Origin of the sequence: Microbacterium sp. B35-30 (assembly GCF_010634855.1) — a bacterium.
Taxonomy (GTDB): domain Bacteria; phylum Actinomycetota; class Actinomycetes; order Actinomycetales; family Microbacteriaceae; genus Microbacterium.
In genome coordinates, this window is the sequence record NZ_MWLQ01000018.1 from 81,502 (window position 1) to 94,753 (window position 13,252).

At 69.7% G+C, this 13,252-nt stretch carries 14 protein-coding genes and 1 tRNA gene; 12 read left to right on the forward strand and 3 right to left on the reverse strand.

The window, feature by feature from the left end; genetic code table 11:
* Positions 1-16: 16 nt before the first annotated feature.
* Positions 17-955, reverse strand: coding sequence for an oxygenase MpaB family protein (locus B2K11_RS10370; protein WP_163618206.1), 939 nt, complete (start codon positions 953-955; stop codon positions 17-19).
* Between the two features lie 59 nt (positions 956-1,014).
* Here B2K11_RS10370 and B2K11_RS10375 point away from each other — a divergent pair, with 59 nt between their 5' ends.
* The 5 genes from B2K11_RS10375 to B2K11_RS10395 all read left to right on the forward strand — a co-directional run bounded on the left by B2K11_RS10375 (position 1,015) and on the right by B2K11_RS10395 (position 7,364).
* Positions 1,015-2,013, forward strand: coding sequence for a substrate-binding domain-containing protein (locus tag B2K11_RS10375; RefSeq protein WP_163618207.1), 999 nt, complete (start codon positions 1,015-1,017; stop codon positions 2,011-2,013).
* A gap of 216 nt (positions 2,014-2,229) precedes the next feature.
* Entirely contained in the window at positions 2,230-3,033 is an 804-nt protein-coding gene (locus B2K11_RS10380) for an L-ribulose-5-phosphate 4-epimerase (RefSeq protein WP_163618208.1), read from the forward strand.
* Complete coding sequence (locus tag B2K11_RS10385) at positions 3,030-4,634, forward strand: FGGY-family carbohydrate kinase (RefSeq protein WP_163618209.1); 1,605 nt, start codon at positions 3,030-3,032, stop codon at positions 4,632-4,634. Before B2K11_RS10380 ends, B2K11_RS10385 begins: the two co-directional genes overlap by 4 nt.
* Positions 4,635-4,754: 120 nt before the next feature.
* On the forward strand, positions 4,755-6,266 hold the full coding sequence (araA, locus tag B2K11_RS10390; RefSeq protein WP_163618210.1) for an L-arabinose isomerase: 1,512 nt from the start codon (positions 4,755-4,757) through the stop codon (positions 6,264-6,266).
* Positions 6,267-6,419: 153 nt separating this feature from the next.
* Positions 6,420-7,364 carry an aldose 1-epimerase family protein gene (locus tag B2K11_RS10395; RefSeq protein ID WP_163618211.1) on the forward strand — a complete coding sequence of 315 codons (945 nt, stop codon included), beginning with the start codon at positions 6,420-6,422 and terminating at the stop codon, positions 7,362-7,364.
* Positions 7,365-7,490: 126 nt separating this feature from the next.
* On the opposite strand, the gene B2K11_RS10400 is transcribed toward B2K11_RS10395, so the two are convergent.
* Together B2K11_RS10400 and B2K11_RS10405 are read right to left on the reverse strand one after the other, a co-directional pair.
* Positions 7,491-7,691: a hypothetical protein gene (locus tag B2K11_RS10400; protein ID WP_163618212.1), complete on the reverse strand. Its 201-nt coding sequence runs from the start codon at positions 7,689-7,691 to the stop codon at positions 7,491-7,493.
* A 288-nt stretch (positions 7,692-7,979) separates the two neighbouring features.
* Positions 7,980-8,846, reverse strand: a complete 867-nt coding sequence (locus B2K11_RS10405; protein WP_239525939.1) for an SDR family NAD(P)-dependent oxidoreductase — start codon at positions 8,844-8,846, stop codon at positions 7,980-7,982.
* 102 nt (positions 8,847-8,948) lie between these two features.
* Between B2K11_RS10405 and B2K11_RS10410 the strand changes: the two genes are divergently transcribed.
* The 7 genes from B2K11_RS10410 to B2K11_RS10440 all read left to right on the forward strand — a co-directional run bounded on the left by B2K11_RS10410 (position 8,949) and on the right by B2K11_RS10440 (position 13,098).
* The gene (locus B2K11_RS10410; RefSeq protein WP_163618213.1) at positions 8,949-9,578 is read left to right on the forward strand and encodes an asparagine synthase; all 630 of its coding nucleotides are present in this window, start codon (positions 8,949-8,951) and stop codon (positions 9,576-9,578) included.
* Positions 9,579-9,609: 31 nt separating this feature from the next.
* Positions 9,610-10,005 carry an MmcQ/YjbR family DNA-binding protein gene (locus B2K11_RS10415; protein ID WP_204260082.1) on the forward strand — a complete coding sequence of 132 codons (396 nt, stop codon included), beginning with the start codon at positions 9,610-9,612 and terminating at the stop codon, positions 10,003-10,005.
* 116 nt (positions 10,006-10,121) lie between these two features.
* Positions 10,122-10,194 (forward strand) — tRNA-Arg (locus B2K11_RS10420).
* Positions 10,195-10,682: 488 nt separating this feature from the next.
* On the forward strand, positions 10,683-11,483 hold the full coding sequence (locus B2K11_RS10425) for a TIGR04255 family protein (RefSeq protein WP_163618214.1): 801 nt from the start codon (positions 10,683-10,685) through the stop codon (positions 11,481-11,483).
* Positions 11,480-12,019: a hypothetical protein gene (locus B2K11_RS10430; RefSeq protein ID WP_163618215.1), complete on the forward strand. Its 540-nt coding sequence runs from the start codon at positions 11,480-11,482 to the stop codon at positions 12,017-12,019. Before B2K11_RS10425 ends, B2K11_RS10430 begins: the two co-directional genes overlap by 4 nt.
* Positions 12,009-12,548, forward strand: coding sequence for a hypothetical protein (locus tag B2K11_RS10435; protein WP_163618216.1), 540 nt, complete (start codon positions 12,009-12,011; stop codon positions 12,546-12,548). The genes B2K11_RS10430 and B2K11_RS10435 overlap by 11 nt, the downstream gene beginning before the upstream one ends.
* Positions 12,549-12,870: 322 nt before the next feature.
* A complete protein-coding gene (locus tag B2K11_RS10440; protein WP_163618217.1) occupies positions 12,871-13,098 on the forward strand; it encodes a hypothetical protein in 228 nt (75 codons plus the stop codon).
* Positions 13,099-13,252: the final 154 nt, after the last annotated feature.

Consider the following 13,252-nt stretch of genomic DNA (forward strand, 5'->3'; position numbering starts at 1 on the left):
CTGGATTTCGGGGAGATCAGTGCGCGGGCGCAGCGCCGGGGGTCGCCGGGGCTGTACGGCTGAGTCGCCGGAGCCGCTGCCGGGCGAAATCCTGCGCGCGCGGACCCTCCTCGAGCGCTTTCGCCGACACCGCCAGCACGATGCGGGTGATGGTCACGACGGGCAGCGGCGACCGGCGCAGGCCGAGCAGCTGCCGATACCGGCGCGGCAGACTCGCAACGGCAGCGGCGAAGAGCACGCGGTAGGCGATGCGCATGATGCCGGTGAACGGCGCCGCGCGGAGGAACCGCACCACGTCGTCCACGCGCGCGTCGCGGCGGAGCTCGCCGCGTGCGAGGAACCCGTCGATGCGGGCGTGCAGCTCCCTCTCGCTCAGCGGCGGATCGGTGAGGCGCATGAGGCGGCCGGCCTGCGCCCACTCACGCACGTACGCGTCGCTGCCGCCGGGGATGGGTCCGCCCCACCGCTGGTGCGCCCCGAGGAAGGCCTCGGTGAAGGCGAGGTGCACCCACTCGACGAGGTCCGCGTCGCCCGCCGAGTAGTCCCGCGGGCCCGCGACGGACTCGTAAGAACCCTGGACCCGCTCGTGCAGCCGCGCGATGCGCTGCGTCTCCTGCGCCGCCTGCGCGGTCGACCCGTAGGTGACGCAGATGATCCAGCGCACGGTGCCGGTGAGGCGCCCGATCGGGTCGTCGCGGTAGCGCGAGAAGTCATGCACGCCCGCCATCGCACCCGGATGCAGGGCCTGGATGAGCAGGGCACGGATGCCGGCGACGAAGGTTCCCGTGCCCGCATGCACCGTCCACACGGCGCCGCCGTCCGCGAAGTACCCGGCGTCGTCGCCGTCGGCGAGGGCCCTGACCCACGGCGGCGTGCCGTCGGGATCGCCGGCGAGAGCGGTCAGCAGCCGGGCGCGGAGCGTCGGTCGTCGCGTCTTCGGAGCGTCTGCACCCATGCCTCCAGCGTGCCACCTCTGGCGATCCGGGGCGCCGAGTGGCGGATAGGGTGTGCGCCATGGACGACACGCGGCCGCTTCCCGCCGATCCCGTGCGCGTGGGCGTGCGGGAGGTGGCGCGCGCCGCAGGCGTGTCGACGCAGACGGTGTCGCGCGTGCTCAATGAGCACCCGAACATCCGGCCCGAGACACGCGACCGGGTGCTGCAGGCGATCGCCGACCTCGGCTACCGCGTGAACAACGCCGCCCGCACGCTCGGCACCCGCACCACCCGCACGCTCGGGGTCATCGCCTCCGACGCGACGCTCTACGGGCCGGCCGTCGGGATCGCCGCGCTCGAGGCGGCGGCGCGCGACGCCGGCCGGTGGATCGCGACGGCCTACGCGGACGCCTCGGACGAGGCATCCGTCCGCGATGCGGCCGATCGACTCCTCGGACAGGGCGTGGACGGGCTCATCGTCCTCGCACCGCACGCGGCCACGCTGACGGCGCTGACGGGCGCGCACCCGGGGGTCGCGATCGCCGCGCTGCACACCGGACCGGGCGCCGAGGAGCAGGAGGCGGGCGCAGCCCTCGCCATCTCGCACCTCGTCGAGCTCGGTCATCGCCGCATCGGCCGGGTCGCCGGACCCGAGGAGTGGCTCGAGGCGCGCTCGCGGGAAGCGGGCATGCGACGCGCGCTCGAGGGCGCGGGGCTGGGGATTGAGTCGCACTGGAGCGGCGACTGGACCGCTGCGGCCGGCGCCGCGCTCGCCGAGCGGATCGCCGCCGCCGTGCGCGCCGGCGAGGCGACCGCGGTGGCTGTCGCCAACGACCAGATGGCGCTGGGGCTCATCGCGGGGCTCCGCGAGGCGGGCGTCGACGTGCCGGGCGACGTGAGCATCGTCGGTTTCGACGACAACCCGGATGCCGCGTACTACCGTCCGGCGCTCACCACGGTGGGGCTCGACCTGGCGGGCGAGGCACGCCGGGCTGTCGCCGCCGTGCTCGGTGCCACGGCACCCGCCGTCGCCGCGCCGCGTCTCGTCGTCCGCGCGTCAGCGGCGGCGCTGCGCTGACCACTCTCGACCCCTCCGCGGTGGCCGCGTCGAGAAATCAGGAAAGCTGAATGCCCCCAGGCTCAGAGTCGCGACATTCCGGGGCGCGTCATCGAACACCCGCCGATGTTCCTGAATCGTTGACGCGGCTGCGCTACGGAGGGTTGGCTCCGGGGGGTTGTTACCGGTAACATCGGCCTTCACTGTCGGCGATGAGCCGCCCCAGCACGAGACCCGATGGAGGACCCCGTGACCAGCCCCGATCCGGCGACGCCGCCGCCCGCGTTCACACCCGAGGTCGAGGCATCCATCGCCGCCGTCCGGGCCGATGTCGCGAAGCTCCACGGCGAGCTCGTGCGCTACGGCCTCGTGGTCTGGACGGGCGGCAACGTCTCGGGGCGCGTCCCCGGCGCCGACCTCTTCGTCATCAAGCCGTCCGGGGTCTCGTACGACGACCTCGCCCCCGAGAACATGATCCTGTGCGACCTCGACGGCAACGTCGTGCCCGGCGCACCCGGCAGCGAGCGGAGCCCCTCGAGCGACACGGCGGCGCACGCCTACGTGTACCGGAACATGCCCGAGGTCGGCGGCGTCGTGCACACGCACTCGACCTTCGCGGTGGCGTGGGCGGCACGCGGCGAGGAGATCCCCTGCGTCATCACAGCCATGGCCGATGAGTTCGGCGGACCGATCCCCGTCGGCCCGTTCGGCATCATCGGCGACGACTCGATCGGCCGCGGCATCGTCGAGACTCTCACCGGGCACCGCAGCCGCGCGGTGCTGATGCAGAACCATGGTCCGTTCACGATCGGCACGTCGGCGAAGGACGCGGTCAAGGCCGCGGTGATGGTCGAGGACGTCGCCCGCACCGTGCACTACGCGCGGGAGGCCGGCCCGCTGATCCCGATCCCGCAGGACGCGATCGACCGCCTCTTCGACCGCTACCAGAACGTCTACGGCCAGTCGTCCGACGAGCGCCGTGACGCGTCCGACGAGCGCCGTGACGCGTCCGACGAGCGCACGGAAGAGGGCGGCCGATGAGCGCCGAGGCGATCCGCACCGGGCGCACGACGCTCGGCATCGAGCTGGGCTCGACCCGCATCAAGGCGTGCCTCGTGGATGCCGACGACCCGGCGAACGTGCTCGCAGTGGGCTCGCACGCCTGGGAGAACCGGTACGAGTCCGGCCTCTGGACCTACTCGCTCGAGGACGTGTGGTCGGGCCTGCAGGCCGCGTACGCGGACCTCGTCTCCGACGCGCAGCAGCGCCATGGCGCCGCGCCCGAGACCTTCGCCGCGATCGGCGTCTCGGCGATGATGCACGGGTACCTCGCCTTCGACGAGGCGGGCACGCTGCTCGTGCCGTTCCGCACCTGGCGCAACACGAACACCGGCCCGGCGGCGGCGGAGCTCACCGACGCGTTCGGCGTGAACATCCCGCTGCGCTGGTCGATCGCGCACCTGCATCAGGCGGTGGTGGATGCCGAGCCTCACGTTCCCGACATCCGCTTCGTCACGACGCTCGCCGGCTACGTCCACCAGCGCCTGACGGGGGAGCGGGTGCTCGGCGTCGGCGACGCGTCGGGCATGTTCCCGATCGACTCCGCCACGAGCGACTACGACGCCGCGATGCTCGCGCGCTACGACGCCCTTCGACAGGCTCAGGGACCGGCTGCCGGAACGCTGCCCGTCGCGAGCGTCGCCGAGCTGCTGCCCCGAGTGCTCGTCGCCGGGACTCCCGCCGGCGCGCTGACGGCCGAGGGTGCCGCACTGCTCGACCCGTCGGGAACCCTGCGCCCCGGCATCCCGTTCTGCGCTCCCGAAGGCGACGCCGGCACCGGCATGGTCGCGACCAACGCCGTCGCGCCGCGCACCGGCAACGTCAGTGCGGGCACCAGCATCTTCGCGATGGTCGTGCTCGAGCGGCCGCTCGAACGCGTGCACCACGAGCTCGACCTCGTCACGACCCCGTCCGGCGACGCGGTGGCCATGGTCCACTGCAACAACGGCGCCAGCGAGCTGGCAGCCTGGGCGGGCATGTTCGCGCGCTTCGCCGCCGCGTCGGGGACGCCGCTCACCGACGACGCCGTGTACGAGACCCTGTTCCGCGAGGCGCTCGGGGGCGAGGCGGATGCCGGTGGGCTGCTGGCCTACAACCATCTCGCCGGCGAGCCGATCGCCGGTCTCACCGAGGGCCGCCCGCTGTTCGTGCGCACGCCCGACAGCCGCTTCACGCTCGCCAACGCGATGCGCGCGCAGCTCTACGGGGTCTTCGGCACGCTCGCCCTCGGCATGCGCGTGCTCGACGACGAGGGGGTCCGGCTCGACCGGATGTTCGCCCACGGCGGCATGTTCCGCACCGCCGGGGTGGCGCAGCGCTTCCTCGCCGGCGCGCTCGGCGCTCCGGTGTCGGTCGGCGACACCGCATCGGAGGGCGGCGCGTGGGGCATCGCCGTGCTCGCCGCCTACCTCCCGCACACCGGCGACCTGAGCCTCGCCGCCTACCTCGAGCATCGGGTCTTCGCGAACGCGGCGATCGCGACCGCCGACCCCGACGCCGCCGATGTCGCCGGCTTCGCCGCCTACCTCGACCGCTACCGCGTCGGCCTCGCCGTCGAGGCCGCCGCCGTCACCGCTCTCTGACCTGACCCACCGTGTCCCGATTTCCCGCCTTCGTGTCCCACTTCTCGCCGGTAGAGGCCGCTCTATCGACCGAAAGTGGGACACGGATGCCTCGGACCTGAACGAACCGAAGGAACCACGATGACCCGCACCCCCCTCTCCACCTCGCTCGACGGCTACGAGGTCTGGTTCGTCACCGGCAGCCAGAACCTCTACGGCGAAGAGACCCTCCGCCAGGTCGCCGAGCAGTCCCAGGCTGTCGCCGAGGGCCTCGCCGGCCTCCCCGTCAAGATCGTGTGGAAGCCTGTCCTCAAAGACTCCGACTCCATCCGCCGGCTTGCCCTCGACGTCAACGCGCGCGACGACGTCATCGGCGTCATGGCGTGGATGCACACGTTCAGCCCCGCGAAGATGTGGATCGCCGGACTCGACGCGCTGCAGAAGCCGCTGCTGCACCTGCACACGCAGGCGAACGTCGAGCTGCCGTGGGCCGACATCGACTTCGACTTCATGAACCTCAACCAGGCCGCGCACGGCGACCGCGAGTTCGGATACATCCAGACGCGCCTCGGCGTCGCGCGCAAGACGGTCGTCGGACACGTGTCGAACCCCGCCGTGCGGCAGCAGGTCGAGGACTGGCAGCGCGCGGCCGCCGGGTGGGCGGCATCCCGTTCGCTCAAGCTCGCCCGCTTCGGCGACAACATGCGCTACGTCGCGGTCACCGAGGGCGACAAGACCGAAGCCGAGCTGCGGTTCGGCGTGCAGGTGAACACGTGGGGCGTCAACGAGCTGGTGGAGAGGGTGGATGCCGCCACCGACGCCGACGTCGACGCCCTGGTCGCCGAGTACCTCGAGTCCTACGACGTCGCGCCTGAGCTGCGACCGGACGGCGACCGCCACCAGTCGCTGCGCGACGGCGCGGCGATCGAGGTCGGGCTGCGCTCGTTCCTCGAGGAGGGCGGCTTCGGCGCCTTCACCACCTCGTTCGAGGACCTCGGCGGCCTGAAGCAGCTGCCCGGTCTCGCCGTGCAGCGCCTCATGGCCGAGGGCTATGGCTTCGGCGCCGAGGGCGACTGGAAGACCGCCATCCTGGTGCGCGTCGCGAACGTGATGGGCGCGGGCCTCCCCGGCGGCGCGAGCCTCATGGAGGACTACACGTACGACCTCGTCGCCGGCGACGAGAAGATCCTCGGCGCGCACATGCTCGAGGTCTCGCCGTCGCTGACCACCGCGAAGCCGCGCCTGGAGGTTCACCCGCTCGGCATCGGCGGCAAGGACGACCCGGTGCGGCTCGTGTTCACCGCCGACCCGGGCCCCGCCCTGGTCGTGGCCATGAGCGACATGCGCGACCGGTTCCGCCTGGTCGCGAACGTCGTGGAGAACGTCGACGCCCCCGACCTGCCGAAGCTGCCGGTGGGCCGCGCCGTCTGGAAGCCCGCGCCCGACTTCGCGACCAGCGCGGGCTGCTGGCTCGCGGCGGGTGCCGCCCATCACACCGTCATGACCACGGCCGTGGACATCGAGGTGTTCCGCGACTTCGCCGACATCGCCGGCACCGAGCTGGTCGTGATCGATGAGGACACCACCGTGCGCGGCTTCCAGCGGGAGCTCCGCTGGAACCAGGCGTACTACCGTCTCGCGCAGGGGCTGTGAGCCCGTCGCGGAGTGCCTGGGCTCGCTGAGACCGGGGATTCCGCGCGAGGCAGGGGGCGTCGCCCTCTGTCTCGGCGCACATCCCCGGGTTCGAGGCGCGCGAACCTCGCCGCTACTCTGGTTGGCGGCATCCCCGATCTCCTAGGAGCCCTCATGGCACGTCCCCCCAAATCCGGAACCCAGCACGCGCTCCGCGCCGGCGATTACGAAGCCGTCGTCGCCAGCGTCGGTGCGACCCTCCGTTCCCTTACGTATCGCGGCCGCGACCTCGTCGTGCCGTTCGAGGCCGATGAAGTGCGGCCTGCGCATCGCGGCGCGACCCTCGCCCCGTGGCCGAACCGCGTGGTCGAGGGCAAGTACTCGTTCGGCGGCCGCGACTTCCAGCTGCCCCTCACCGAGCCGGCGCGCTCGCACGCCCTGCACGGCCTGGCGACGTGGCTCGACTTCGAGGTGATCGACAAGGGACCCGACCACGTGACCCTGGCCGCCGTCATCCAGCCGCAGACGTTCTACCCGTGGCGCGTCGTCGTCACGACGACCTTCTCGCTGGGCCCCACGGGGCTCACGCAGTCCGTCACGGCGCACAACGAGAGCGACGAGCCGGCGCCGTGGGGCACCGGACCGCATCCGTACCTCGTCGCCGGCGACGGCCGCGTCGACGGCTGGACGCTCGAGCTCCCCGCCACGCAGGTGCTCGCGGTCACGCCCGACCGCCTCATTCCGACGGACCTCGTCGCGGTCGACGCCGAGGACCCGGAGCGTTTCGACTTCCGTTCGTCGCGTCAGATCGGCACCGTCGAGATCGACCACGCCTACACCGGCCTGGTGCTCGATGCGGACGGCAACGCCACGGTGCGCGTGACCGCCCCGTCGGGCTCCGGCGTCGAGATGTCATGGGATGCCGCCTGCCCGTGGGTGCAGGTCCACACCGCCGACAAGCCCGACGCCGCGCAGAGCCGGCTGGGCCTCGCCGTCGAGCCGATGACCTGCGCACCCGACGCTTTCAACGCCGGGTCGTACGACTATGACGCGGGGCTCATCGTGATCGAGCCCGCGGCATCCGTCACCGCCGCCTGGCGGATCGGCGCGATCGATTGATCCACGCGATCGGCCGGGCAGCCTCGTCGCCGTGCCCGGCCGTCGCGCGTCTGGGGTGATTCCCCCAGCACTCACGACAAAGGCGGAGCCGGCCCCCCGGTCGGCTCCGCCTTCATCGAGAGCGGGTCAGGTGCTGTCCCGCAGGTCTTCCTTGATGTCGTTGCGCGTCTTCACCGAGTCGCGCTCCGCTTCGGCCTTCTTGACGTCGGCGTCAGCCTTCATCTCGTCGACCTTGTCGCCGACTCGATCGGTGGTGTCTTCCCACGCGTCCTTGAGCTTCTCGCCGACGGCCTCGGCCGTCTCCTTCGCGTCGTCCATGAATCCCATCGATCGCTCCTCTCATGAGCGGATGACATCGACGCTACGCCGGGGCATCGGCCGGGAGTTGGGGGTTGCATAACGGCGAACCGCTTGCTACGCGGAGCGGTGGATGCCGACACCACGACGCAGCCGGCCCGACGGCGCTGGTTCGACGCTGCCGGTCGGACGACACGGGTCCGACCACGCTGGTGCGCCGACACCGGCCCGACGGCGCTGGTGCGCCGACACCGGCTTGGCGGCGCTGGTGCGCCGACACCGGCTTGGCGCCGCCCGTCCGACGGCGCCCGCGGCCCGTCAGCGGATCGGCGTCGTGGTGTCGATGGCGTCGCGCAGCGGTCGACGCATCGGCGCCCAGTAGTGAGTGGGCGTCACGCGCGTGAGCACGTCGACCAGCCGCGCCTCGCGCCCGACCATGGTGCGCGGACGACGGCGAATGGTCGCCTCGACGATGCGTGCCGCGGCATCCGCGGGTTCGGTGTGGTACATCGCGGCCTGCGCCGAGGCGGCGCGATCGGCGACCGCGGGATCGATCGCGGCCGCGTACCGGCCGCGCAGGATGATGCCGGTCTTCACCCCGGCCGGATAGACCGCCCCGACGGTGACGGTCGAGCGCTCCAGCTCGTGCCGCAGCGCCTCGGTGAACCCACGCACGGCGAACTTGCTCATCGCGTACGGGATGCGCCCCGCCGGCGCGGCGAGACCGTAGATCGAGACGAGGTGCGTGATGTGGGCGGCAGGCTCGCGACGCAGTGCCGGCAGCAGCGCCTTCGTGACGTTGACCGTGCCCCAGAGGTTGACGTCCATGAGCCAGCGCATCTCGGCCATCGTCAGCTGGTCGATGGCACCCAGCATCGACGATCCGGCGCACGTCACCAGGGACTGCACATGGGAATGGGATGCCTCCACCTCGGCGACTGCGGCCGCCACAGCCTCGTCGTCGGTGAGATCGACGACGTGCGAGGTGTGCCCGGTGCCGTCCAGGCTCGCGGACGCCGTGGCGAGCCCGTCTGCATTCCGGTCGAGCAGCGCGATGTGCGCGCCGCGAGCGGCGAGCTGCCGAGCGACCTCCGCGCCCATGCCGGCGGCGGCGCCGGTGATGACGGTGGTGCGTCCCCGCACGTCCAGTCGTCGCGTCGGCGCTCGGTGAGTTGTTCGGGCCACGGCCTGCCTCTCGCTCGGGCCGTCGCCGTCGACGAGCCGTGTCTACGATTCTCGCTGACTCAGGAGGCCTCTTCGGACGCTAGCCTTTCCAGGGGAGGTTCGATGGGCAAGACCGCAGAGGCGATCGCCGAAGGGGTGTCCATCGCGTCCGCCGCAGCGCGCCTGGCGATACGCAACCGCATCCTCGTCGAGACGATCGCGCACGACGAGCAGTTCGATGTCGTCGCCTTCACACCGTTCGCCCGAGAGACGCTCACCGCCCTCGCCGACGAGCAGGACGAGGCCGCCGCGCTGGTCAGGCGCCAGCGCAAGAAGGCGTGGGGCAAGTTCACCGACTCCGACGGCACGCACGACTATCGCGATCGCGACACCCGCAACCTCCGCAGGCGCGGCCGGCAGTACTCCGGCGTCGCGCAGGCGCTCCGGCGCATGGCGGACGATCCGCACGTCGTGCGCTCTCTCATCGAGCAGTCCCGCGATGCCGCGTGGGGCGATGTCGAGGCCAACCTGCAGCGCCGCCTGCGCGTCGAGGGCATGCGTCCCGACCTCGACCCCGATTACGAGCGGATGCGTGCGGCCCGCATGCAGTCGATCCGCCTCGTCGACATCCCGCGCCTGGCCGCGCACAAGCGTCACCGCGAGGAGGCGGACACGGATGCCGAGCCCGCCGCCGAGCCGGCCGCAGCGTCGCCGCGCATCTCCGGCGTCGACGTCACCGAGCTCGACTCCTGACACCGGATCGCCCCGACGCTACGCTCGGCCTGTGAACGGCGACGCGGCTTCGACCCACCCGATGTGGTTCCTGCCCGATCACCCCCTCGTGGTGCGCGTGCGCGGGCTGTGCATGCCCTACCCCGAAGCGGTGGAGGCCATCTCGCATGGACGCTGCACGTTTCGCGCCGGCAAGCGCCAGTTCGCGATCGTCGGAGTCGCCGCCGAACCGGCGGTGCTGTTCGTTCCCGACGACCTCGAGCGGCCTGTGCTCCTCGAGAGCGACGACGTCTTCGTGCCGCCGTACGAGGGCGCGTACGGCTGGCTCGCTCTCCGTATCGAGCCGGAGGCCGGTGATTGGGAGCTCCTCGGCGAACTCCTCGACACGTCGTACCGGCTCGTCGCCCTGCAGCGTCAGCTGCGCGCGCTCGATGCGCGTGACGCCTGAGTGATCGCGCCCGCACGCGGCGAACACGCCCGGGAATCCGGCATCCTTCCCCCGATTCGCGCCGCGGGGGAGCGTGGGGTATTCTTGACGACGTTGTGCGCTGCTGCGAACAACATGCGCCCGTAGCTCAATGGATAGAGCATCTGACTACGGATCAGAAGGTTGGGAGTTCGAGTCTCTTCGGGCGCACACTGTGTTGAGACAGTAAGCATTGAGAACCCGCGGATCTCCGCGGGTTTTCGTGTTTCTGGCGAGGCGAGATCCCCGTTGATTGCTCAGGGTGACCATCTGACTCCGGATCAGCGGGTTTCTACCGCCATCGGATGTGTGCACCAGTTCCGACCTTGGAGCGGAGCCCACGCGGAGGTCGGACCGCTCGCGGCCACACGCCGAGTCTGCGGACGTCACGATGTCTTCGACCGTATGTGGCGCCGCTCGCGGCCACACGCCGAGTCAGCGGATGACACGATGTCGTCGACCGTATGTGGCGCCGCTCGCGGGCATTTCACCGCGCGGGGTAAACGGACATCGGGTCGATCGAACGTGGGCGCTCCCGCAAGCCAGCCGGTGTCAGCCCGTGCGAGGACCGGGATGCGGGCGGGGCCGGTTGGCCATCGATGACCTGGTGAGAAGCGTGGGAGTGGATGAGTGTACGTTTGCGATATGGAGTACACGCGTTGAGTGAGAACTTCCCAAACGCCCCCCTCGTCGAGCTGATCGCGGAAATTCGTTGGGAAGCTGCGTCTCCCGTTCTCGACGAGACGGGAGATGTCGTCGCGGACATGGATCTCGACGTTCATAGCGACGTGCTCTTCCAAGCGTTCGGTGACCGAATGGCGGCCGAGGGCTACCTCCGGTCGGAGCGCCTCACCCCACCGGGCTATCCGGCGCCCGCCGGCATGGCCGTATACCGTTACTCCAGCACCGGCGACAGCGGGGAGAGTGCGGTCTTCCAGATCGGTGCTGGCGTCTTAACGGTCAACGCGATCCAGCCATATAGAACTTGGAATCACTTCCGTCCGAAAGTAAGGCAGGGTCTGGACGCTCTCATCGCCAGTTGGACGGATGCCAACCGACCTGACCGGTTCTCCAAGGTAACCATCCGCTACATCGATTCGTTCGGCGACGAATACCTCGAGGGAAAGTCCAGAACGCACTTTGTGTCGGAAGTCCTCGGATTCAAGCTGTCGTTGCCGTCGGCCTTCGAAGCGCACCTGGATGGCACCGACCCAAACCTGTTCTTGCAGTTCTCGTCCGGATTGCGCAACGGAGGACGGGTAGCCGTTCGCGCGGGGCACGCGACTGTGGAGAACGAGGACGCCGTTGTGATGGACACGACCGTCTCGCACGGCGACGGCGCGGCGCTAGACACTGCCGATGTACTCGCTCTGCTAGATTCGGGTCACGAAGTCATTCATGACACGTTCGTGCAGCTGACAAGGGGCGTCGGGCACATTCTTCGGGGGGAAGCGAAGTGACTCGCTACTACAGCGTCGGACAGATCCAGGCGGCGCCAGATCCGGCGGCCGCTGTCGCATTTCTTGCGCGCACGCACGCAGCCACGTATACGCGTCGACGTCTCAACCCCGCGCTGAGAGTTGAAACCGAATTGGCGAAGCAGGCGCTGGAGCAACTCGCAGACCTGCAGGACGACTGGGATGGGTACGGTGCTTCGGCTATCTCGAAGGTAGTCAGGCTGAACGCGTGGGAGGCCTTCCGTCATTTCGAGTCGGGAGGTGCGATTCCCGAGATCACCCCGCTTCCAAACGGGACGATCGCCTTCGACTGGCAGGCGAATGGCGTGCGTGGGCACTTCGAGATTGGCCGCACCCGGTACTCGATGTATCTCACCGGCGTTGACGGTTCGACGCGTTACTACAACGGCTCAGCAAAGAATGTCAGCACAGATGCGCGTGATGCTCTGGCGAACGCTCTCGCTGACTCGGTTGGCGACGAAGCATCCTATGCACAGTCGATGACGTCGATCCGGTACGCGAGCGCGAGTGCCCACTGAACCCCTGCCCGTCGTTAGTTCCTTGCCAGATGAAGCCGATCCGGAAACACGGACGGCAGGAGATGATGGCCCACCCTCGGTTTCTCGCGACCGCACCGTGGTTCGGTTTGTCAAGACTCCGCACCACTTGAACGGCAGGGGCACAAGGCTTCGTCCCGCGGCGTTCCGCCCTCCTGCAGGTAGCGATGAGATTTCGGTCGTTCAGCAGGACTTCGATGGCGATGATTACTGCAAGAAGATGGCCGTAGCAAAAGTGCCCGTCAGTCAGTATCACGGCCTCGCCTCAGGGCTCGTGGGAGCGATCATGGACTCCGGCGCTCGTGCTGTTCTCGACACCCCTCACATCTTCCCCGGGCATGCGGACATCATCACTCCTTACCCGAGCCCCAAGGACGAGCCGCCACCGGCCGAAGAAACGAAGGCACTGCAGGAATTCTGCGAAGCACTCGTGGAGCATTTCCACTACTTCGCAGATCCGAACAAGGCAGCCGAGGGTTGGGAAGGGCCGCCGCTCGCGCGAGCCAGCTAGCTTCCAGATCATTCCACGAACCCGCTGGGACCGCGTTGTCAACTAGTAGGTAGCCGCAGCTGGGGCCCGCCGCACTCGAGCTGCGTCAATCGCGTGGGGCCGAGCGCCGACGAGCTGTCCGGGAAAATTGGGCGCCGCCGGCGCGCGGACGCCGATCTGTTCGCCGTGCCGGAAGGTATCGGCCGATCACCGGTTGAGGCGCGCCCAGACGGTACGGATGCGGGCTCGCAACGGCGCAGTGCGACTACCGTTGGCGATGTCGGCGGTCGCCGATAGCGTGCACCCAGAGGCACCGACTGTGCGCGCAAACGAAGGGGGCCCAGTGGCCAGCATTCAAGAAGCAGAGACGCAGGCTGGCGGAATTCAGGCCGCACTGAACGGCAGTAGCTGGGCGATGCAACAGATCGGCAACATCGAGAGCGACTCGAATCCGGAGCGGATGCTCGCTGTCGGTCTCGGCCACGCCATGAACGCACTCGGGCAGCTGATCACACTCGTCGATGACCTGCAGGCGCAGATCGACGATCTGAAGCGGAAGCAGCGCCGATGACTGCCGGGCGTAACAACTACGTGGCCATCGACTCGTATGGTCCGCGCTGACAACGACGCCCCCTCGTGGGCCACGCCGCCTGACTCGCTACCAGCAGAAGCCCTCGACCTGTGGCCCAACATCAGCCGATGGCCCACGCCGGCGACCGTCTCCG